Origin of the sequence: Chryseobacterium joostei, from assembly GCF_003815775.1 — a bacterium.
Taxonomy (GTDB): domain Bacteria; phylum Bacteroidota; class Bacteroidia; order Flavobacteriales; family Weeksellaceae; genus Chryseobacterium; species Chryseobacterium joostei.
In genome coordinates, this window is sequence record NZ_CP033926.1 from 745,777 (window position 1) to 767,762 (window position 21,986).

Here is a 21,986-nt window from a genome sequence, read left to right on the forward strand (position 1 = left end):
TTTCTCTATATAATTACTCTTTACTGATCATTCCGCCATTCCAAAGACGATCCGTTATTTCTTCCTTGCCATACTCATAATAATTCCCATCTTTATCCTTATGAGACTGAAAAAGCTTGATATTATACCCCTTACAGTTGAGTTTCAAAAACCTTGAATAATAGCCATTTCCAAAACATATGTAACTATAAAACAATGCTTTAAATGATTGATCTTCTGAATCAGGAGTTTCAAAAATATGTACTCGCCTTACAATTTCTGCCAATTCATCTTTTGTGACCCCATTAACTATCTGAGGATCAGGTAAACTTATATCAAAAGCAAGATGCTCTGCCCCATCACATTCCCACCATTCCCATAGATTAAACTGAGACATATCTTTTCCTGTCATGCCATGAAGCCTGTCTTCCAATACTTTATATTTGATATTATCTTCATCTCCTTCTTCATCACATTGGTCAGTATATTCTAAAATAAGCCTCAAAACCTCAGGATATCGCTTTTCTGCAGTCTCCATATCCGGCTCTATTTCATGTCTTAGTTCTATCATTATATACTTATACTCCTATATATTATGTTAAATTAAACTTGTGATAATGACTCTTCTTCTTTTGTTTGCTATTTTTTTATTTTGTTCATTAAAAATACAAAATCTTGTCACATGGCAACCTCTATTGCTGAGAAAGACAGTAATTTTATGCTAACCAAAAAATGTAATGATATGAAACCTAAAATGATTTGGGCCAATCTGGCAGTGGCCAATTTAGAACGTACACAGAAGTTTTATACAGAGTTAGGGTTTAAGCCCAATAATCCGAACAGTTCTAATGAATTGGTAAGTTTTTTCGTAGGTGAAAAAGATTTTGTTATTCATTTCTTCCTAAAAAACATACTGGAAAGCAATGTGAAGAATGTAAGATTTGGTGATTCTCAAAATGCCAATGAAATTATATTCACTCTTTCGGCAGAAAGCAAGGAACAGACAGATCTATGGGCTGAGGAAGTTGAAAAAGCGGGTGGAAAAATCATCTCCCCTCCCGAAAGCTTTGGAAACAATTATTACGGCTTTGTCTTTGCTGATCCGGACGGACATAAATTTAATGTATTTCATATGTAAAGATCTCAAATACCGATTATTAGCTTTAAAAGTAAAAATCACCATATATCACATTTATTATCAATCAGATAGCATAGGTACTGAATGAAAAAAGACCTCTTATATGAGCTTCTAATGACTTTTCTGTAAAAACGGCTTATTTAATATTAGGTCATTGCGGAAAATGATCTTTCATAATCTACGGGAAACATTCGATCTAGCTAAGAAACATCTCGCTGATAAAGCAGATATCGCAGATCTCATACTTTCATAATCTGCATAATCCCCCAAGATCTGTGAGAAACAATTCAGTTCCGTTAATTATTAAAATCAATATTTTTTTTAAAAACACTTGCGTAGCTAAATAACTACATATATATTTGTAGTCAAATAACTACATAATGAATTTAAGAAGAGATGTATTTCAGGCGATTGCAGATCCTACCAGAAGATCAATATTGATGCTGGTAGCGGCTCAATCTATGACTGCAGGGGCTATTGCATCTAATTTCGATACGGCAAGACCTACCGTTTCCAAGCATCTCCAGATCCTTACAGAATGTGAGTTACTGAGATCTGAACAGAATGGTCGTGAAATTATCTATCACCTAAATCCCAATAAAATGAAAGAAATAGCCGACTTTATAGAACCATTTCGCAAAATGTGGGATGAGAAATTCAACAAACTGGAAAGTGTCATGAAAGCCTTTCAAAGCATGAATAATAAGTAATGAGCAATGAGTAATAATACCCAACAACTCCCACTCTAATACTCTAATACTCTAATACTCTAATACTCTAATACTCTCCCACACTCAAACACCAAACTCAAAATATGGAACTTAAAACAAAAATCCACGTAGAAGACGGAAAACAGGAAATCTTCATTATCAGAGAATTTGATCTTCCTGTAGAACTGCTTTTCAAAGCGTATACAGAAGCTGAACTTTTCGAGCAATGGATGGGAACCAAAGTGACAAAATTTGAAAATAAACAGCACGGGAGTTACCGATTTGAAACCTCAAACCCTCAAGGTGATGTAGTCTTCAGTGCCAACGGAACCATTCACGACATTATTCAGAATGAGAAAATTACAAGAACCTTCCAGATGGAAAACACTCCTTTTCCTGCACAGTTCGAGTTTTTAGAATTTGAAAAATTAACGGAAACCACCAGTAAAATTACGATCCAAACCATTTATAAATCTGTGGATTTCAGAGATCAGCATCTGAAAATGCCTTTTGCACAGGGTATTAATATGGCGCATAATCGTTTGCAGGAAATGTTAGGTGGCAGGTAATAGGTTTTAGGTTCTTGGTTATAGAGATCATCTCATTCCAAACCAAAACTCTATAACTCTACCACTCTAACACACTCAAACCCTTAAACATAAAACACATGAATCCAAAAGTTAATTTTTTCTTTGATAATGCCACGCAATGGAAAGAAGAATTTGAAAAACTAAGAGCGATTGCCCTAAGCACCGAACTTGTAGAAGATTTAAAATGGGGCTGCCCCTGTTACACCTACGAGGGAAAAAATATTTTCTTAATTCACGGATTTAAAGACTATTGTGCAATTCTCTTTTTTAAAGGGGCCTTGATGAAAGACCCTGACCATATTTTGATCCGGCAATCTGAAAATGTACAGGCTGCAAGACAAATCCGTTTTACAGAGCTGCAACAAATTATTGATTTGGAAAAAAATCTTCAAGCGTATATGTTTCAAGCCGTTGAAATTGAAGAATCAGGAGCTAAAGTTGAAATGAAGAAAACCAAGGAATTTGAAATGCCTGAGGAGTTTCAATCTAAACTTGACAATAATTTCGCATTAAAAGAAGCCTTTGAATCCTTAACACCAGGACGACAAAGAGCTTACCTACTCCATTTTTCTTCTGCCAAGCAGCCTAAAACACGGGAAGCAAGAATTGAAAAATGCATCCCTCAAATCCTTATCGGAAAAGGACTAAATGACTAATCACAAAAATAAATACCATGGAAACATCAAATAAATCAGAAAAAAGAAAAAGAATCTTCTACTGGATATTCACCCTATGGATGTCCTTAGGAATGGCCTCTACAGCGATTGTTCAAATCATGCAAAGCAAAGATGAGCTGGCCAACTTCACTACCCTCGGCTATCCATCCTATCTCATGATAATCCTCGGAATATGGAAACTACTGGGCGTTATCGCAATACTGATCCCAAAACGTCTGCTTCTTAAAGAATGGGCTTACGCAGGCTTTTTCTTTGTAATGTCCGGAGCTGTGATTTCACACCTTATTGTGGGCGATGCTATCGGAAGAACTTTTCCTGCCGTATTACTGCTTATTTTAGTCATTATTTCATGGTATTTAAGACCTTTAGATAGAAAAATCACTATTATTGATTGATTTTAAGATAAAAATCAAAAATTTTATTGTAGATAAAATCCCTGCAACTTAAGCAAATCCTCATTAGCAAAACCAATAGTAAACAAAACTTGATATGAAAAAGAAACTCACCCAAGAACAAATCATCGAACTTTTAAAAATACTAAAAGCCCGTTTTGAAAAAAATATGCACCGCCATAAGGACCTGAAATGGGAGAAAATCCAGGCTAAATTGGAGGTCAGTCCTGAAAAATTATGGTCTTTGCACCAAATGGAAGAAACCGAAGGCGAACCAGATGTGGTTGCTTATGATAAAAGAACAGATGAATACCTCTTCTTCGACTGCTCTCCCGAAAGCCCGAAACGCAGAAGCCTTTGCTATGATTACCAAGCCTGGAATTCACGAAAAGCCAATAAACCTGAAAGTAATGTCATCGATAAAGCTTCTGAAATGGGAATTGAACTTCTAACCGAAGAACAATACCGCCACCTTCAGGAACTTGGAAAGTTTGATCAAAAGACATCAAGCTGGGTACAAACTCCGGCTTCCATCAGAGAACTGGGAGGAGCAATCTTTTGTGACAGACGCTACAATACGGTCTTTATGTACCATAATGGTGCAGATTCCTATTATGCTGCAAGAGGATTTAGGGGATTATTAAAAATATAAAACGGAGAAACTTACCTGGATTTTTTTCTCAGAAAACATTAGGAATCTCTCAACCAGGGAGATTCCACACTCCAGAATATAATGGTAACTCCCAGATAGTTTTCTGCATATTCTGTAAATTCTTCTTTTGTAAAATTCTTTCCGGTTTTAGGGTTCTTGTAGGTAAGTGTGGGTTCCTGAACCGCCATTGCTACAAGAGAAAGCTTTCCTTTGTATTGATTAAAAAAAGGATAAGAATTTTTCATCTGAGCCTTTTTATTTGGAACAATATCTGGTCCGCCCAAACCTATATTATTTTTATAGGCGAAATCAAAAAGTCTGGACATATATTGATGGTCATTGTCCCACTCACAAGGAAAAAAATTGACATACTGCAAAACATAGGAATGATGGAAAACACTTCTTGCAAATTTTAGGTTTTCTAATTCAGCCTGAAAATAACGATCGCAGCTAAACCCTGTTTTATCCCCCTTCATTTCAATATCTATTGCCGTTTCCGGAAGATTAATCCCTTGAATCTTTCCATCAAATTTCTTTGCCAGTGCTTCTATCAGCTTTTGAAATCTCTTTTGAACTGCAGAATTCCATTGCTGGGTTACCCAACCGCTTCCAACAGGTTTATTCTCACCCGGATTATCATATTGAGCAACCAATCCGCCGGCATACTCTTTATCACTCAACAGATAATCAGGAATATATCTTGCCTGCGGCTCAAAAAATCTATCCTGAAGCTGGATAAATAACTTTTTATGAATAGAATTTAAATAATCCAGATCTTTTTCAATAACAGAAAAATCATACACATCTTTCGATTTTTCCAAAGCTTTCCAGTTATAAACAATCTGCACCCCGCCGATATCTTCCCGCATAATCATCTTTTCAATTTCCCGAAGATCTCCTGATGAAGTATAAATATAGTTTTGAGGGGACTGTCCCATTAAAAGTGATAAGCCAAAAACAAAGAATCCCAGTCCTATCAACTTAGTTGCAATTTTCATTAAAATCAATTTAAAAGTGTACAATCATTTTCTATGCCTAAATCATTTTCGTCATTTTAAAATTTTAGAAATTATTCTTATTTATAAATATTATTCTTTAATATATAAATAGTATTATTATTTTTGGAATTCAAAATCTGACTATAATAATTAAGGATATGAAAAAATTAATCTTACTGGGCGCAGTTTCAGCCTTTTTAATCAATTGTAATAAAAAGGCCGAAGCTCCTGCTCCGAAAGTTGAAACAGATACCATTGCCGTAGCTGAACCTGTAGTGGATACATTAGGTCCAAAATCTTTCTGCTATATTGGAACTACAGGAAAAGACAGTATTTTTGCTTCTATTGATGATAATCTGGGAACAATTACTGGAAAATTATCTTACAAAAACAGCGAGAAAGACAGTTCAAAAGGAGATATTACAGGTTTTAAGTCCGGAGATACCCTGAAGCTGACCTACGAATTCACTTCTGAGGGTAAAAAAAGCAAAAGAGATATTTACTTCCTTCAAAAGGATAATGCCCTAACGGAAGGTATTGGAGATCATAAGGACGAAGACGGGCAATCTAAATATGCTGACGAAAAAAAGATCAGCTATAAGGATGGACAAAAACTAAATACAGCAGATTGTAAAGTGGTTACCAAAGCTTTAAAATAATTGCCCCTACTTATATAAATAAAAACAGCCTTCATAAAGGCTGTTTTTATTTTATGGCAACTCTCTTTTTATTATTTCAATAAATTGATTTACTGCATCATCACCCGTATTCCATGAAGTGATAAGACGGATGGCCGAAAAACTCTCATCTATTTTTTTCCAGACAAAAAAATCAAAATGTTCTGATAAAACCTGGATAAGGCCATTGCTTACAATCGGGAAAATCTGATTGGTATAGGTATCAGAAAGGAATTTTACTCCTTTTTCCTGCAGTGCATGTTTTATCTTCATTGCCTGTTGATTGGCGTGTTTTGCCAGATCAAAATACAGGTCATCTTTCATCAGTTCCATAAACTGGATTCCCAGCAATCGTCCTTTGGCCAATAATGCTCCTTTCTGCTTGATATTAAATGCAAAATCCTCTTGAAGTACATGATTATTAATCACAATCGCCTCTCCTATCAATGCTCCGTTTTTGGTTCCGCCAAGGTAGAATATATCAGTAAGTTCCGCCACTCTTTCCAAGGTAAGATCACTGATTTCGGAAGTTAATCCGTGTCCTAGCCTTGCTCCGTCCATAAACAAATAGAGACGATTCTGTCTGCAAAATTCAGAAAGTTCTTCCAGTTCCTTTGCCTGATAAATGGTACCTAATTCCGTAGAATTTGATATATAAACAAGCTTTGGCATTACCTGATGCGGAACATTACTATGGCCCTCTAAAACCGGAATAATATCGGATGGTCTTAGTTTTCCGTCTTCAGTTTCAATACTTAATATTTTGTGTCCGGTAGCTTCAATCGCTCCGGTTTCATTATTTAAAATATGTCCTGTAGATGCAGAAACAGCACATTGATAAGGCTTTAGAATAGATGAAATCACGATTAAATTTGCCTGTGTTCCTCCGGAAACAAAATAAACCTCTGAATCTTTCTTATTTATTTTTTCCTTAATTAATTCTTTTGCTTTCAAAGAATACATATCCTCTCCATAACCGGCCTGTTGGTCAAGATTATATTGTAAAAGAGCTTGTAAAATATTGGGGTGACATCCCTCAGAATAGTCGTTTTTGAATGAAAATCTCATACTGTAAAATTAAAAAAAGTTAAAATAACAAGAGTGATCTTTCCATATTATTTTGTTAGTTTTGTATTGAAAATCATCTAACATTTTGAGAACAACCCTAACAGAAGAGAATTACCTGAAAGCTTTGTTTCATTTAGTTGACAATGAAAGAAAGGTGACCATTAATGAACTCAGCAAATTTTTAAATGTAAAAATGCCAAGCGTTAATAATATGATGAAGAAATTTGCTGAGAAAAAGTGGGTCATCTATGAGACCTACAAACCACTAATCGTTACAGAAAACGGAAGACGGGAAGCCGCCCTTGTGGTTCGAAAGCACCGACTTACCGAAATGTTTTTGGTCAAAAAAATGAATTTTGGTTGGGAAAACGTGCATGAAATTGCCGAGCAACTTGAACATGTACACTCTCAAATTTTCTTTGATAAGATGGATGAAATTCTTGATCATCCTAAATTCGATCCCCATGGAGAACCTATTCCTGATAAAGACGGTAACATCATCGCTCAGGATCTTCAGAAATTAAGCAGCTGTGAAATTGGAGAAAATGTAACTTTTGCTTCAGTTACCCTCTCCGACGATGCTTTTCTTACATACCTAAATGACAGAAAGCTTCTTCTTAATACCAAGGTAAAGATCATTAAAATTGAAAGTTTTGATAAATCGATGACCATAGAAATTGATGGCAAAACTGAAATTTTAAGCAAAAAAGCAACTGAGAAAATATTGGTAAAAAAATAAATTTATAAAAGGTGACCACTAGGTATAGGGTCACCTTTTATATTATATATTTAAAAAAGAATAATAAGCTTTAAACTCACATGGAAGCATAATTTTATTTTCACATCTTTTTGAAAAGCAAGGATAGCATAATTGTTAAAAAAGGGTTAAACTCTCCATCCTAAAATATATGAAGATTTATTTTTAACTAGGTTTGCAAAACTTTCTACAGATTTTGTCTTTCCAACAAGTACAAACTTTAATTATTACTAAAAAAATTATGAAAAAAAGCATTCCATTTTTTATTGTTTCAATGTTGCTAAGTCCATTTGCAAATGCTCAGGTAAGAGATTTTGTGATTGAGCCACAGATTAAACCTAACTTCTATATTTACAAAACTTTCGGAGTATTCGGAGGTAAAGAATACTCTACCAATGCTGTTTATCTGGTTACCAAAAAAGGAGTTGTTTTATTTGATGTTCCATGGCAGAAAACACAGTATCAAAGCTTAATGGATACCATTCAAAAACGTCATCATCTACCTGTAATTGCAGTATTTGCGACTCATTCCCATGAGGACAGAGCTGGAGATTTAAGCTTTTACAACAATAAAGGAATTAAAACCTATGCAACAGCCAAAACTAACGAACTACTAAAGAAAGACGGAAAAGCTACTTCTACAGAACTTATAAAAACAGGAAAACCTTACCGCATTGGTGGAGAGGAATTTACAGTAGACTTTCTTGGTGAAGGGCATACTGCTGACAATGTCGTGGTATGGTTCCCAAAATATAAAATATTAGATGGCGGATGTCTTGTAAAAAGCAAATCAGCAGTAGATCTTGGATATACCGGAGAAGCCAATGTTGCCCAATGGCCAAAGACCATGGAAAAACTAAAGTCGAAGTACTCCCAAGCTACCCTGGTCATTCCTGGTCATGATGAATGGAAAGGAGGTGGACATGTAGAGCACACACTGGAACTTCTGAACAAAAAATAAATTTGTTTATACTTTTTTTCACAATAAAAAAAATCCCGAATGAAAATTCGGGATTTATATTTTAATAACAGATTGTATTAGTCTAGTACACTCCAACCTCTCTTAGGGTTAGCATTGCTAGAAACCTCCTGCTCGTTAACAATAATATTTTCTTTTCTCTGACCGATATAATCCAGTTCGCTAAGTTTGGCGAAGATGGTTTCTAAGCTTCTCAACATTTGCTGGATATAAAGTAATGGCTCTCCACAATTGTGATGGTCATAGTTAGTCTCTGCTACAATAGAAAGCTGGTTCAGTAAGGTATGTGGTGCAATCTCACTCCATTCTAAACTATAGTTCAACATTTCTTCCAGTTCAGCAGGAACCAGAAGCTGAGTTGAGTTGTATAAATGAAGTGCCAGTTTTGCAAATGATTCAATTAAAAATACAGGTGGCTGCCAAGGGGTAATATTTCTGAATTGGAAGTACATATCTCCAAAGTTGTTCACCATAGTGCTACACAGAAACTTAACGTTCTGTGCCAATGCTGTATTTTGGTTTTTGTGAGATGCTTTTTGAATGATTTTAAAAGCATACTGTTGTAGATTTCCGATAGATTTTGCAAAGCTTCCGTAATAATCTACCAAAGCCGGATGACTCTGGATAGAGGTACATGGCGGGATAAAATTGGAATCTACCTGTGCAATATTAGCCTTTAAATCCACTTTCCCTATAATCAGATAGTTCCCTCCTGAATAACTGCTGTTCAGGGAAGTTACAGGAAGTAACTCAATATGGTGATTAGGCTGTGCATTTGGATGGCGTGGCGGAATTTCTTCCGGATCAATATCCCCAAAAGGAACCTTATCAAAAGGATTTACAGAGATCAGAATATAATATTCACCGTCTACCTGCTCCTCATTCATTGACTTCGCCAATGATTTCACACTGATTCTTCTATCGATCAATTCTATACGATATCCAGCCATAGTAACGGCGCTGCATCTTTTGATCACCAGCTGCACATCATTGGTTGCAGTGTTGTGAACATCAAAAATAGTACGGTCTGTAAATTCTGTGGAAATAGGCAAAAGCCCATAGTTATATGTAGTAATCCCAAGTGAATTGGAATCTCTGATGGTATCAATTAAGAAATTATCCTGATCATTAAGGTGTCTCTGGGAAACTTTCATCCCATCCACCCAATTGATTGCAAAATGTTTAATAGGTTGTATCATGCTTAATACTTTTTAATTTTTTTTGTGTTTATGATTTTCTTGCGACTCCCTCCTCTTCATGCTGAATAACTCTTTTACAAATAACCACTTCATTTTCAGAAATGCTGTTTGTAGTAATGTCCTGGTCGAAATCTATATATTTTCTAAAGCTGAAAAATGATTTTTTAGTATAAAAGATCCAGTAATAAGGCTCTCTTGTCTCATCTGAAAGATGAATAATTGATCCCGGATTTTTATGGTTATAATCATCCACTACTCTATAAAACCAGTCACCAAAAGTAATCCCAGTCGGAAGTGTTTTTGCTTTAATTCTGAATCGGTTTGAATCTTCAAGGTTTTTACTTAATTCAACATTTAAAACCATTAATCTGTCAAAGTCAACCCCATCAAAATCAGGAAGTTTCTGTTCCGGAGAATATCTCCATGTTTTATAGATATCAAAAGGAATACTGATAAACTGAATATAACAGTAATAAAATACCATTGGTACTACAAAGATCAGCATACTGGTGGCAGCCATTACCGCATACCCTGTACCTTTGCTCATCCAATTAAATAGCAAGGTAAACAAAAATCCTCCCAATGCTATACACGTTAATGAAAGTATTGACTCAAATAAAATACTCATTGATAAAGATTCAATGTGCTTTTTAAAGTATCTGTGTAATAAGTTCACGTGAATAATCCCAAAAATAAGGTAAATAACCTGTGCAATGAGATACCAATAAGGATTAAAAAGATTTCCGGCAAATCCAAAAACACCTGGAATAGCCAGGCATAAACTGCACAGAAGAACGTATATAATAATGACTTTAATTTTTATCGCAGGTTTATTTCTCCTGATGATTCCCAGGATAAACATCATTATAACTGCGATTAAAGGCATTAGGATATACCTTAAAAAAATACCTTTTACTGAAGAAATTTCCATTTTTTTCTTTTCGAATTTATACTTTGTTGGTAGTTGTAAATATAATAAAATAATTTAGAGGAATGTAGAGTATCCAAGGCGGCTGGCATTTCTTTCATCATCCATAAGGCTGAACGAGTATTCTACCTTTTCTGTGACAAAATTTTCCTCTATATCCACCGTTACCGGAAGAAAATAGTCATACAATGCCTGAAGAACATTTCTGAACGGACTTCCGGGAATATATTTCTTCATATCCTCATAAGGAATCGGACCTATATTGACCACCCAGTTCCTTTGCCCATCCATATGTCTTCCACTCGGAATATAAGTAACTCCCAGCCTTGAATTTCCCAACAGCATAGAGTCATTATTTTTCTCTATTCCATCAATAACATTTGGAGAAAAAGTTACCTCTACAGGTACTTGCAGAAATGCAGTCATACATCTTTCAAACCATTTCTTGTCTCCTCGGATCTGATGGAAAAATGGCAAAATATGCATAAAGACATAAGCGTTTTTCTTATCCAGCATATTGATCAGTGGCCACAGCTCGCTTACTGTTTCCAGCAAAGAATCTGTATTACTGGAAATATCAAACTCAGATTCCTTAAGTAAAGCACTGATCTCCGTAAAAAAAACTTCCAGCTCAAAAGGGCGGAAAAATTTTCGGGCATCATCCTCTACTCTTTTCTGTTTACGAATTTCTCTTACAACGGTGTCTACATTTTTTCTGGAAGCTCCAAGAGACGGCGGATGAAATAGTCCCTCAGGAAGATAATCATAAATCCCCTCCCTATAAGTCTCTATAGTGAATACTTCCTCATCAAAGCCTAGATAACTGCTCGAAATGCTTTTAATATCCTTTAAATAGGCACGGTCATTTACACCTACCCTTTCAATAAAGATATTGCTTACGGTCCGTTGGTATTTTAAAAGGTTAACAGCCACAGCTTCAGCCTTAAAGTCTGTCTGCAGCTTATTGTAATTCATGTCTACAATATTGTTCTCATGCATAGTGTTTCCTGTGATTATGACTTGTAAAGATAATATATCTCGTAAGTTTGAAAAAATATTTTGGCAATAATTTTATCCTAAAAGTACTATTTTATTGACATTAAAAGGAATAAATTCAAGTAAATTCCGTAAAAATACGGTAAAAAGCATATCAGCTCTATGTTTAAAAGTAAAAGGTAGTGTTCAAAATCAGAGGTTTAAAAATTTTTCCCTAATATTTTATAAAGTCCATTCCTTTGCAATATAACCTCCCTCCATTATACATTATACATTATACATTATACATTATACATTATACATTATACATTATACATTATACATTATACAAAAATAAATCCTCTCCTTAACTTAACCGTCCAAACCTAGTACAATTCCCTATTTTATTTAGATTAAATTTTATTAACATTTATTACGGAATAAATTCGGGATAATTCATGCTCATTCGGAAAGCGGGCCGTATCTTTGCAGATTGAAAATTGTTATTTAAAATGAAAAGTATTTATTCTAAAATTCTGATTTTAGCATTCATTTCCTCTTCACTTTATTCTTATGCGTGGGGATTAACAGGTCATAGAGTCATTGCAGACATTGCTGAAAACCACCTTTCGAGAAAGGCTAGAAGAGAAATCAAAAAAATAATGGGAAAAGAGCGTTTGGCATATTGGGCCAACTGGCCAGATTTCATTAAGTCTGATACAACGGGCGTATGGAAGCAGGCTTCATCCTGGCATTATGTAAACATTGATCCACAGACAGATCTTAAGGCTTTTGATCAAAACCTAAAGATGCAGGCAGGTCCAAGTCTTTATACTCAGATAAACACTTTATCCGGACAAATTAAGGATAAAAACACTTCTGAAAAGGACAGAAAAATCGCTTTAATCTTCCTTATTCATATTATGGGAGATCTTGCTCAGCCTCTACACGTAGGAAGAGCTGAAGATTTAGGAGGAAATAAGATCAATGTTACTTACTTTGGAGAAAAAACAAACTTACACTCTGTTTGGGACGGGAAACTAGTTGATTCTCAAAAATACAGCTATACCGAATATTCCAAGCTTTTGGATATCAAATCTAAAGAAGAAGTAGCACAAATTCAATCCGGAACACTGGAAGACTGGTTGTATGATTCGCATAAAATTGCCAACAAAATCTATGCACAGACTCCAAATGATTCAAAATTATCCTACGATTATCAGTATAAATTCAACGAAACAATGGAAAGACAATTATTGTTCGGAGGATTAAGACTGGCGAAAGTACTGAATGAATTATTTTAATTACCGGTTGCTGGTAAACATTTAAGAATACTGGCTACAGTTAAAATATTACTTAATAGTTATAAAACGGAACTTCGGTTTCGTTTTTTTTGTTTAGAACTTAAGGCTCTTGCACTATTTCACTATTTAAGCTTTAAAAATAATATTCTTACCCATCTTCTAATTAAATTAACTTCTAAAGTATTACCTCTTGATTTTCCCTATAATACTACTTTTTACAAAAAAAATCAAAATAGGTGTAACCTTTTCACTTTGCCAAACGTATATACTATAGTAACTCTTTTTTGAGGATAAAATAAATGAGACAATTAAAAATCACTAAGCAGGTTACCAACAGGGAAACTGCTTCATTAGACAAGTATTTGCAGGAAATTGGTAAAGTGGAACTAATTACTGCGGACGAGGAAGTAGAATTGGCACAAAGAATACGTGCAGGCGACAGAGCCGCACTAGAGAAATTAATCAAGGCCAACCTTCGTTTCGTAGTTTCTGTATCCAAGCAATACCAAAATCAAGGTCTTTCCTTACCCGATTTGATTAATGAAGGTAACCTAGGATTAATGAAGGCGGCAAAAAGGTACGATGAAACTAGAGGTTTCAAATTTATCTCTTATGCAGTATGGTGGATCCGTCAATCAATTTTACAGGCGTTAGCTGAGCAATCCAGAATTGTAAGACTTCCGTTGAACAAAATTGGTTCCATCAATAAAATTAATAAAGCATACGCTCACCTTGAGCAGGAAAATGAAAGACCACCTTCTCCGGAAGAATTGGCTGAAGTTCTTGACATGAGTGAGGAGGACATTAAAGAATCTATGAAAAACTCCGGAAGACACCTGTCTATGGATGCTCCTTTAGTAGAAGGGGAAGATTCTAACCTTTATGATGTATTACGTTCAGGAGAATCACCAAGTCCTGATAAAGACTTAATGCTTGAGTCTCTACAAATTGAGATTGAAAGAGCATTGAATACTTTAACTCCAAGAGAGGCTGATTTGGTAAGACTATACTTCGGACTGAACGGAAAACACCCAATGACTTTAGAAGAAATTGGTGAGACTTTCGATCTTACAAGAGAGAGAGTTCGTCAGATCAAAGAAAAAGCAATTAAGAGACTAAAACACAATACCAGAAGTAAGATCCTTAAATCTTACCTAGGTAAATAATTTTAGCGCAAACTATTTTATAGGCGGAGTCTGTTTTCAGGCTCCGTTTTTTTTTATTTTTGTATCTATGGATACTTTTATTTAAAGATTTTGATTTACATTCTATCGATAAGCATTTGTAACAATTTTTTAAATACCTTCAACTAATACCATTATAAAATTCAATTCGAAAAGATTAAACATGACTACTCTACCATTTGAAAACAAAATTTCTAAAGATAAAAACGTTCTTGTTGCTTTGCAAAACGACAATACTATCAATTCTGAACTTCAATACCTCATCGAGAATTTCTGCGGATTGGTTATCAATAACCTTTCGGATAGAGAGATTGACTTTAGCAATAAAAACATATACGTATGTGGAGACCTCAACATTCTTACAGAAACCAATCTCTTTCTTAACATTATAGAAGAGTTTTCGGTTAATTATGAAAATTATAACCCGGAAAAATCAAAAATAGTAACACTGGGAGAAGTTCCTGTAGTCATCAGCAATGCTGGGGTTTATTACAGAAAACTGTTTGTGGGCGAAAGCAATTTTGATAAAATAAAATCTGAACATGATTTTCAGGAACTTACAGAATCCAACAAGGAAAGTAAGGCTTTAAGAAAAGGAATCTACCTCAGCAAAGTCACCAAAACCCCTGCTGAAGACGGAAAAGATGCCTTTCATTATCATCTTTTGAGATGTTCCAGTAATTTAACAGGGCCTACAGATAATTTCCGCAGTACGGATACAAAAATTATCAATATATTAAACAAGTGTGTGCAGGAAAGTTTCGAAAGTAAAACAGAACTTAATCACGCTCTGGTACAGATCTATGAGAATAAAAAGAAAACTGCTGATTCTGAAAAGGAAGTAAAAGCTAAAATCAAGGCACATTCGGATAAAACCAAAGATATGCCTAAGGAAGGGCTTATTGCATTTTGTACTTTTTATGATGATTCTAATACTGAACAGCTAAAACCATCAACTACCGACAGATTCGATTGGTGCTATAAACAAACAAGTGCCCTGACAAGATTGCATTTCAAGTTAAAGAAAAATGTGGAGGATGATTCTCTGGAAAAGGAATTCAGTGTTACTTTATACCCGAATTCTGCATTCATAATCCCGCTTTCCACCAACAGGCTCTATACCCATGAAATCAAACCCTCTGTTTTGGGTGTTGATCAAATTCCTATAAGAATGGGTTATGTAGTGCGTTGTTCTAATCTGGAAGCCATGCACACAGATGATCAGACTTATATTAAAGAAAATGACAGCTATATTAAACTTGAAAAAATGACTCCTGAACTTCAGGAAGAGCTGCGCAATTCTTATTATGAAGAAAATATCTCTGAAAAGATGATGGAATATGGAAAAATTCATTTCAGCATGAACTCTGGTGATTATGAAAAACCTATTTTTTAAATATATAAAATAAAGAAAAATGAGCTTTCCTGAATTTTATATCATCAATCTTCCTTTGGAAGAAAATCTTTTCGATCCACTATTCAATTCTGCTGAATTTGAGTCTACCGGAAAAGGTAGGATTGGAAATCATCTTGTTAATACAAATGGGCAACTTATTCCGATTGTAAGAACCACTACGCGATATGCCATTCCAGCTGTTGTATTTTCAGATATTCATCATAAGCTTGTGGGCAGTATTAATGATACGTTACTTGAAAACCATATTGATATACCTGTACAGAATTTCAACAACGCTTTAATTGAAGTGTATGATTCTACTTATTCTAAAATGAATTACCATTCTGATCAGGCATTGGACTTGGACAGCGATTCTTTTATAGCACTTTTTTCATGCTATGAGAAGCCTGAAGAGCTGGAGGAGTTTCATTTAAGAAAACTCGTTATTAAAGACAAAGTAACCCATGAGGAGGCTGAAATTATACTCCATCATAATTCTGTAGTTTTATTTTCCGTTGAAACCAATAAAAGATTTCAGCATAAAATTATATTGAATTCATCATCAAATACAATATCCAATAATAAGTGGTTGGGAATAACTTTCCGAACTTCAAAAACCTATATTCAGTTCAAAGATGAGCTTCCTTATTTTTCTACCGGTGAGGCACTGGCATTGACAGATAAAGATCAGGAATCAGAGTTTTTCCAGCTGAGGGGTCAGGAAAACAGATCACTGGATTTCGTTTATCCCAATTTATTGTACACCATAAGTAATGCGGACCTTATAAAACCTATTACCAAAACATAATTTTAAAATAATCACAATGAAAAAAATACTTTTCGCTTCTGTAATGGCTTTATCCTTGCTTTCATGTAGGGAAAGTAAGGCTGGAAATGCTCCGATTGTGGAAAATGCTGTTGACAATGCAAAATCTTCGGTATCAAGTTCCTTAGAATCTTATCGTGGAGAAAATTTGATTGATCAAATCTATTCCGAGGTAATTAAAGATGATAAAAACCTTAAAGCACTTGATGATAAAGTACAAAAAAACATAGAGGAAACCGAAAAGGTTCTGGAGATATACGACAAAATACTCAGCATGTCTGAATCTTATTATCAGCAGGCAGGATATAAAACCAAGTCGATTACTGATTCTCTGATGAAAAAACAGATTGAAGCAGAGGTTAAAATCAGTGCTGATCAATACAATCTTAAAACCGGAAATATAAAAGCGCTTATTGCTCAGATCAATAAAAATAATGAAACTTTAAATAATCTATACGTTGCCTTTAAAATCAGAAAAACACTTCTTGAAATTGAAAAGTATCAAAATGCTCATCCTCTAAAAACAGACAGTCTAGATAATTTCATCAAGAAGCAGAATAGGTTAATGGAAGAATTAAAGCATATAAAATAAACAACATCTTATGAAATATACTACAAAATGGCTTACAGATAAAACACGCGTCCCGGAACTGGTCGACTTTTTTATTGCCCATAAAACAGATTCCTACATCTCCCACAGTGAAATTATGTATGGAAGAGCTTTAGATTCCAATCATTGGAATCCTGATCTCAGAGCTGTATTTACAGAACAGCTTATGACCGATTATGATTATAATGAGGCTTCAAAATTGAATATTTTAATTGCAGAAAATGGCAACGGAGATATTGTCGGGATGCTTGTTTTCAATGTTATTAACAGTCCTTTTAAAAAGTATGCTATTTTGGAAGATATGCTTTTAGATCAAGCCGTAAGAGGTCAGTCTCTTGGAAGTAAACTTTTGGAGGAAGTGATTCGGGAATCCAAAAGCTGGAACGTCAGTTTTATTATGCTGGAAAGTGGTGCTGATAATCATGGTGCCCATCATTTTTTCGGTAAATATGGTTTTAAAAAAGTATCTGAAAGTTATATGTTAACCCTATAAATTTCATGAACAACTTACAACAGGCTTTACATACCATAAACCAATACTGATGAATCCCATTTCAATCATAGGAGCCGGAATTGGCGGTCTCACCCTTGGAAATATCCTGAAGCAGCATCAATATGATTTTACGCTCTATGAATCTGCTCCTGAAATAAAGCCTGTAGGGGCAGGAATCATGATGGCTGTAAATGCGATGCAGGTTTTTGATCAATTGGGCTTAAAAGAAAAAATTGAAAATGCAGGAAATAAAATCCATAGAATCACCCTATCCAACGAATCAATGAAACCGTTTTCAAAAACGGAAATTCTTGAACTTGAAAAAAAGTATAATTCCTGCAATGTAGCCATTCACAGAGCTGAACTACAGAGAATTCTTGCAGAAAATTTAGATCCTGCGGCTATTCGGCTCAATCATTCTTTAAAGACCATTGAAAAGAAAGAAAACTATATTTTGGATTTTGATAATGGAACCCAAGTAGAAAGTACAATTGTCTTTGGTGCAGATGGTATAAAGTCTCCTATCCGAAATCAAATATTAAAAACAGGAACCATCCGAAGTTCCGGACAAAAATGCTGGCGCGGGCTTGTAGACTTTGAGCTGCCTGAAAAACATCATCATGAGGCCTTTGAAATGTGGGGGAAAGGAAAACGCTTTGGCTTTGTAAAGATCTCGGAGAAAAAAGTGTACTGGTATGCCTGCATCAATGAGAGGAGCTTTGGCAGATATTTGGAACTAACAGACATTTTTAAAGAGTATCATTCTCTCGTTTTGAAGCTTATTGAAGCTACAGAAGAAGAAGATATCATCTGTAATGAAATTTCCGACCTCTCACCCATTCCGAAATGGTATTCTGAAAACCTATGCCTGATTGGTGATGCTGCCCATGCTACCACTCCTAATATGGGACAAGGTGCCTGCCAGGCCATTGAAGATGCTTACATTCTTGGGAAGTTACTCGAGAAGCATAAAGACTTTAATTTCATCTTCGAGCAATTTCAAAAAATCAGAAGAAAAAAGGTGGATTATATTGTGAGTACCAGTTGGAAAATAGGACAAATCTCGCAATGGGAACGAGGAAATTCTCTGCGTAATTTCTTTATGAGGCTTATTCCGGAAACCACCAATCAAAAATTAGTTGAAAAAATTACACAATTGGAATTATAATGATCACAATAAAAACTTTCAAATTCGAATCTAATCTTGCCTTTGTCAGTTCTTATTTAAAAGAGCAACATATTCCTCATTTTGCAGATTTAAAAACGAAATCTCTTCTTTCTGATGAAAAAACAAAATATGAAATTTTAAAAATCATAGAAGATTTAAAAATAGATGAAGCCGATGTAGAGCCTGATAGAGAAATACTTGAAGGCTATAAGGAATGGAACGAAAACATGTATAACCCGGGATATTATACCGGAGGAAAATCTCCTTCTTTTAGTCATGACAAAAGTAATTATTTAACTTTAGGCTTTGTAACTCTTTTATCTGGCTTGGCTTGTTGTGTTGAATTAATTTATGGAGATAATTTTAGCAAAACTTTCTTCTGGATAATGGTAGGCATAATTTCACTCATTAGTTTTTCTTTTTTCTATCAGTATTTTAAATATAAAAAAAGGAACTCAAATTGAGTTCCTTCTGTTTTTAATAGGTTAAGGTAACTCCCGCTCCAAATCCCATTTCGTTATCATAATTTCCTGAAAGAGATAGCCATTTCTGAACAATGTATCTCAGTCCTGTAGAAAACTCACCATCAGAATTGACACTGAAGTTTCCTCTCCATCTTCTGGAAATTGGAATATCTTCCCTGCTCAATTCCAGCAATACTTTCCCATTTTGGTCTACACTGGCATCAGCGGTTATCAGCATTGGTAATACATACTGCATCCCGACCATAAACGCATATCTGCTTTTAGAAGCTTTCTGCTGCCCGAACCAGGTTTTCTTACCATGAAAATCCATTCCCATATCTTCTGCCATCTGTCTTTCCATGATTTCATGATTTTTTTGAACCCTTACCCCTGCATATGGAAGTGCCCATTGGAATTTCCCTAAAAATCTTCCCACTTTTGCACTTCCCTCAAAATGATCAAAGTTCCAGTTAGAATGAAATTCATTAAGGTTTGCCCATCTTGGTCCGAACATTGTCATGGTTTCTGCATGTATTTTATTGCTTGCAACATCCAGCATAGCCATAGAGCCTACCATCTTGTTATCCTGTAAGAAGTTTTTCCAGGCCAGTTTTCTGTTAGGAAGCTGCGGATTTGGTTTTGAATTTTCATAGCTGAAGATTCTTCCCATTCCGGCCATCATATGATAAAGGATATGGCAATGGAAAAACCAGTCTCCATCCTGATTGGCGGCAAATTCAATGATCGTTGTTTCCATGGGCATGATGTCTACGACATTTTTCAAGGGTGAGTATTCTCCTTTTGAATTAATCAGCCTGAAATCGTGTCCATGCAAGTGCATTGGGTGACGCATCATGGAATTATTGTACAGTTTGATTCTAAGAATCTCTCCTTTTTTAACCAAAATCTTATCTGTTTCTGTAACCGTTTTATTGTCTAGCGTCCATAGATAGTGGTTCATATTTCCCTCCAGTGTAAATTTCATTTCACGAATACTATCTGTTGGAAGAATTGTTTTCTCCGGAGACTTTAAAATATTGTAGGATAATCTTTTGATGGATTTTTCTTCTTTCATATTCATCCCTGAATGTTGGGAATGATCTTCTTCTTTTTTCTCTTCCTTTGTTTTTACCCCCATCATTTCATTCATGTGCTTCATCGTTGTCTTTCTTTGACTTTCGGGAATTTCCGGGTACATTACCTCATTCATATCCATCATCTGGTTCCCCATCGTCATGTTCATTGGCTTCATGTTTCCGCTCATTTCCATCATTCCATTCATCATTTTCATCCCTTCAAAAAGCATTAATCTAGGCAAATTGGGAGCTTCTACTTTATCACCCGAACCTAACCAAAGTGAAGCATGCCCTATTCTGTCTTCTGAAGTAGCTCTGAACTCAAAGCTTTTGCTTTCAGGAATAGTGACTTCAATGTCATATGTTTCAGAAACACCTACAATCAAGCGGTCTACTTCTACGGGAACCACATCATTTCCGTCATTTCCAACTACCTTTATCTTTCCGCCTCCATAGTTGAGCCAGAAATAAGTGGAAGATCCACCATTGGCTACCCTCAATCTTACCTTGTCACCCGCTTTTAGATTAGAATAATCAGAACTTGGCGCTCCATTGATCAGGAATTTATCATAGTAGACATCACTTACGTCCATGGCTTCCATTCTTTTCCATTCATTCAGCGCTTTTGTTCCAAAATTCCCCGACTTTATGGCTTCCCAATAACTCTGAACGGCATTTTTCTTTACCGCATACCAATCTGTATTGGCCATGTGAAGTCTTCGGGCAATCTGCATGGGATCATCATCACTCCAGTCTCCCAATAATACAGGGATTTCTGCATTATATTCTGTTTTGGGTTCTCCTTCTCTTTTTTTAAAGACCAAAATTCCGTTCATCCCTATTTGTTCCTGAAGAGCCTCATGTGAGTGATACCAATACGTTCCGTTTTGAGAAACTCTGAATTTATATAAATGGGTCTCTCCTGGTTTTACAGGCTTTGTGGTAAGATAAGGCACACCATCCTGTTCGTTGGGCAAGATAACACCATGCCAGTGAAGTCCTGTATTTTCCTTAAGCATATTATGCAGATAAATTTCTGCCGTATCTCCCTCTGTAAAATACATCGTAGGAGCCTGCAATTTTCCGTTGATGGCAAGTGCTCTTCTGTTTTTCCCTGTGAAATTGACAATAGTATCTTTTACATACAAATCATAACGAACTGTTTTTCCTCCAAAAGTAAGTCTTCCGTTTTCAGAGTTTCTTTTTAGAACAGGCTGTTCTTCTTTCTGCTCTTCAACTACAACATGTTGATGATCTTCTTTTTCCACTAAATCCATTCCGCATTTGGGGCATCTCCCCGGTTTATCTGAAGTAACTTCAGGATGCATAGGACAAGTGTAGGTGATTTTAGATTGAGGTTTAGATTGTTGAGGAGAAATCTGACTTTTAGGTTTCAAATCAGGTTTGACTACCTGAGCTTTCTCAACTTTTTTTGACTTTTTAACATCAACTTTTTTATCAATCTTGGTCTTATTGACCTTAACTTCTACTGGTTTTGTTTTGGTCTCTACTTTCTGTATAGGTTTTACTACCGGCTTTTCAACCACTTTGGGTTGTATTACAACTGTTTTTTTTACCAGGGTCATTTTGCACTTTGGGCAGTCTCCCGGTTTTGAGGAAACTACTTCTGCATGCATAGGACATGTATAATAGGTTTTTGTTGTTTGTGCGAAGGTAAAAACAGAAAATAAAAGCACCAGAAATATGATTAGCTTTTTCATAATATTCCGAACTTTTTAGAAGCTG

Annotated in this window: 24 protein-coding genes; 17 read left to right on the forward strand and 7 right to left on the reverse strand. The window is 35.3% G+C overall.

Annotation, left to right across the window (positions count from 1 at the left end; translation table 11 throughout):
- Positions 1 to 13 precede the first annotated feature (13 nt).
- Positions 14 to 550, reverse strand: a complete 537-nt coding sequence (locus EG359_RS03500) for a hypothetical protein (protein WP_228434892.1) — start codon at positions 548 to 550, stop codon at positions 14 to 16.
- 111 nt (positions 551 to 661) lie between these two features.
- Here EG359_RS03500 and EG359_RS03505 point away from each other — a divergent pair, with 111 nt between their 5' ends.
- The 6 genes from EG359_RS03505 (at position 662) to EG359_RS03530 (ending at position 4,138) form a co-directional block, all read left to right on the forward strand.
- Complete coding sequence (locus tag EG359_RS03505; protein WP_317043330.1) at positions 662 to 1,117, forward strand: VOC family protein; 456 nt, start codon at positions 662 to 664, stop codon at positions 1,115 to 1,117.
- A gap of 380 nt (positions 1,118 to 1,497) precedes the next feature.
- Entirely contained in the window at positions 1,498 to 1,827 is a 330-nt protein-coding gene (locus EG359_RS03510; protein ID WP_076351880.1) for an ArsR/SmtB family transcription factor, read from the forward strand.
- A 104-nt stretch (positions 1,828 to 1,931) separates the two neighbouring features.
- A complete protein-coding gene (locus tag EG359_RS03515) occupies positions 1,932 to 2,396 on the forward strand; it encodes an SRPBCC family protein (protein WP_076351878.1) in 465 nt (154 codons plus the stop codon).
- A 98-nt stretch (positions 2,397 to 2,494) separates the two neighbouring features.
- Positions 2,495 to 3,073: a YdeI/OmpD-associated family protein gene (locus EG359_RS03520; RefSeq protein ID WP_076351876.1), complete on the forward strand. Its 579-nt coding sequence runs from the start codon at positions 2,495 to 2,497 to the stop codon at positions 3,071 to 3,073.
- A 17-nt stretch (positions 3,074 to 3,090) separates the two neighbouring features.
- Entirely contained in the window at positions 3,091 to 3,489 is a 399-nt protein-coding gene (locus EG359_RS03525; RefSeq protein WP_076351874.1) for a DoxX family protein, read from the forward strand.
- A 94-nt stretch (positions 3,490 to 3,583) separates the two neighbouring features.
- Positions 3,584 to 4,138: a DUF4256 domain-containing protein gene (locus tag EG359_RS03530; RefSeq protein ID WP_076351871.1), complete on the forward strand. Its 555-nt coding sequence runs from the start codon at positions 3,584 to 3,586 to the stop codon at positions 4,136 to 4,138.
- A 38-nt stretch (positions 4,139 to 4,176) separates the two neighbouring features.
- On the opposite strand, the gene EG359_RS03535 is transcribed toward EG359_RS03530, so the two are convergent.
- Positions 4,177 to 5,136: a hypothetical protein gene (locus EG359_RS03535; RefSeq protein WP_076351869.1), complete on the reverse strand. Its 960-nt coding sequence runs from the start codon at positions 5,134 to 5,136 to the stop codon at positions 4,177 to 4,179.
- Between the two features lie 158 nt (positions 5,137 to 5,294).
- Here EG359_RS03535 and EG359_RS03540 point away from each other — a divergent pair, with 158 nt between their 5' ends.
- Positions 5,295 to 5,795 (forward strand): hypothetical protein, encoded by a 501-nt coding sequence (locus EG359_RS03540; RefSeq protein WP_076351867.1) that lies wholly within the window; start codon positions 5,295 to 5,297, stop codon positions 5,793 to 5,795.
- A gap of 51 nt (positions 5,796 to 5,846) precedes the next feature.
- Here the strand turns inward: EG359_RS03540 and EG359_RS03545 are convergent, their stop codons facing one another.
- Positions 5,847 to 6,881 carry a threonine aldolase family protein gene (locus EG359_RS03545; protein ID WP_076351865.1) on the reverse strand — a complete coding sequence of 345 codons (1,035 nt, stop codon included), beginning with the start codon at positions 6,879 to 6,881 and terminating at the stop codon, positions 5,847 to 5,849.
- Between the two features lie 85 nt (positions 6,882 to 6,966).
- Between EG359_RS03545 and EG359_RS03550 the strand changes: the two genes are divergently transcribed.
- Positions 6,967 to 7,620: a metal-dependent transcriptional regulator gene (locus EG359_RS03550; RefSeq protein ID WP_076351863.1), complete on the forward strand. Its 654-nt coding sequence runs from the start codon at positions 6,967 to 6,969 to the stop codon at positions 7,618 to 7,620.
- A 259-nt stretch (positions 7,621 to 7,879) separates the two neighbouring features.
- Entirely contained in the window at positions 7,880 to 8,599 is a 720-nt protein-coding gene (gene blaIND / locus EG359_RS03555) for an IND family subclass B1 metallo-beta-lactamase (protein ID WP_076352090.1), read from the forward strand.
- A 77-nt stretch (positions 8,600 to 8,676) separates the two neighbouring features.
- On the opposite strand, the gene EG359_RS03560 is transcribed toward blaIND, so the two are convergent.
- Genes EG359_RS03560 through EG359_RS03570 form a run of 3 tightly spaced genes read right to left on the reverse strand, consistent with a single transcriptional unit; the run spans position 8,677 to position 11,719 of the window.
- The gene (locus EG359_RS03560) at positions 8,677 to 9,816 is read right to left on the reverse strand and encodes a hypothetical protein (RefSeq protein WP_076351861.1); all 1,140 of its coding nucleotides are present in this window, start codon (positions 9,814 to 9,816) and stop codon (positions 8,677 to 8,679) included.
- A gap of 28 nt (positions 9,817 to 9,844) precedes the next feature.
- Positions 9,845 to 10,747: a TssN family type VI secretion system protein gene (locus EG359_RS03565; protein ID WP_076351859.1), complete on the reverse strand. Its 903-nt coding sequence runs from the start codon at positions 10,745 to 10,747 to the stop codon at positions 9,845 to 9,847.
- 54 nt (positions 10,748 to 10,801) lie between these two features.
- Positions 10,802 to 11,719, reverse strand: coding sequence for a type VI secretion system baseplate subunit TssG (locus EG359_RS03570; protein ID WP_228434890.1), 918 nt, complete (start codon positions 11,717 to 11,719; stop codon positions 10,802 to 10,804).
- 512 nt (positions 11,720 to 12,231) lie between these two features.
- On the opposite strand from EG359_RS03570, the gene EG359_RS03575 reads away from it, so the two are divergent.
- The 8 genes from EG359_RS03575 (at position 12,232) to EG359_RS03610 (ending at position 19,164) form a co-directional block, all read left to right on the forward strand.
- Entirely contained in the window at positions 12,232 to 13,023 is a 792-nt protein-coding gene (locus EG359_RS03575) for a S1/P1 nuclease (RefSeq protein ID WP_076351855.1), read from the forward strand.
- A 299-nt stretch (positions 13,024 to 13,322) separates the two neighbouring features.
- Positions 13,323 to 14,189 (forward strand): sigma-70 family RNA polymerase sigma factor, encoded by an 867-nt coding sequence (locus tag EG359_RS03580; protein ID WP_002979276.1) that lies wholly within the window; start codon positions 13,323 to 13,325, stop codon positions 14,187 to 14,189.
- A 181-nt stretch (positions 14,190 to 14,370) separates the two neighbouring features.
- Entirely contained in the window at positions 14,371 to 15,603 is a 1,233-nt protein-coding gene (locus EG359_RS03585; RefSeq protein WP_076351853.1) for a hypothetical protein, read from the forward strand.
- 19 nt (positions 15,604 to 15,622) lie between these two features.
- Complete coding sequence (locus EG359_RS03590; RefSeq protein ID WP_076351851.1) at positions 15,623 to 16,411, forward strand: alpha-ketoglutarate-dependent dioxygenase AlkB; 789 nt, start codon at positions 15,623 to 15,625, stop codon at positions 16,409 to 16,411.
- A gap of 16 nt (positions 16,412 to 16,427) precedes the next feature.
- Positions 16,428 to 17,021: a hypothetical protein gene (locus EG359_RS03595; RefSeq protein WP_076351849.1), complete on the forward strand. Its 594-nt coding sequence runs from the start codon at positions 16,428 to 16,430 to the stop codon at positions 17,019 to 17,021.
- Between the two features lie 10 nt (positions 17,022 to 17,031).
- Positions 17,032 to 17,532 carry a GNAT family N-acetyltransferase gene (locus EG359_RS03600; protein ID WP_076351847.1) on the forward strand — a complete coding sequence of 167 codons (501 nt, stop codon included), beginning with the start codon at positions 17,032 to 17,034 and terminating at the stop codon, positions 17,530 to 17,532.
- 49 nt (positions 17,533 to 17,581) lie between these two features.
- A complete protein-coding gene (locus EG359_RS03605; protein WP_076351845.1) occupies positions 17,582 to 18,700 on the forward strand; it encodes an FAD-dependent monooxygenase in 1,119 nt (372 codons plus the stop codon).
- Positions 18,700 to 19,164: a hypothetical protein gene (locus EG359_RS03610; protein WP_076351843.1), complete on the forward strand. Its 465-nt coding sequence runs from the start codon at positions 18,700 to 18,702 to the stop codon at positions 19,162 to 19,164. Before EG359_RS03605 ends, EG359_RS03610 begins: the two co-directional genes overlap by 1 nt.
- Before the next feature lie 13 nt (positions 19,165 to 19,177).
- Here the strand turns inward: EG359_RS03610 and EG359_RS03615 are convergent, their stop codons facing one another.
- Entirely contained in the window at positions 19,178 to 21,961 is a 2,784-nt protein-coding gene (locus EG359_RS03615) for a multicopper oxidase domain-containing protein (protein WP_084180282.1), read from the reverse strand.
- Between the last annotated feature and the right edge of the window lie 25 nt (positions 21,962 to 21,986).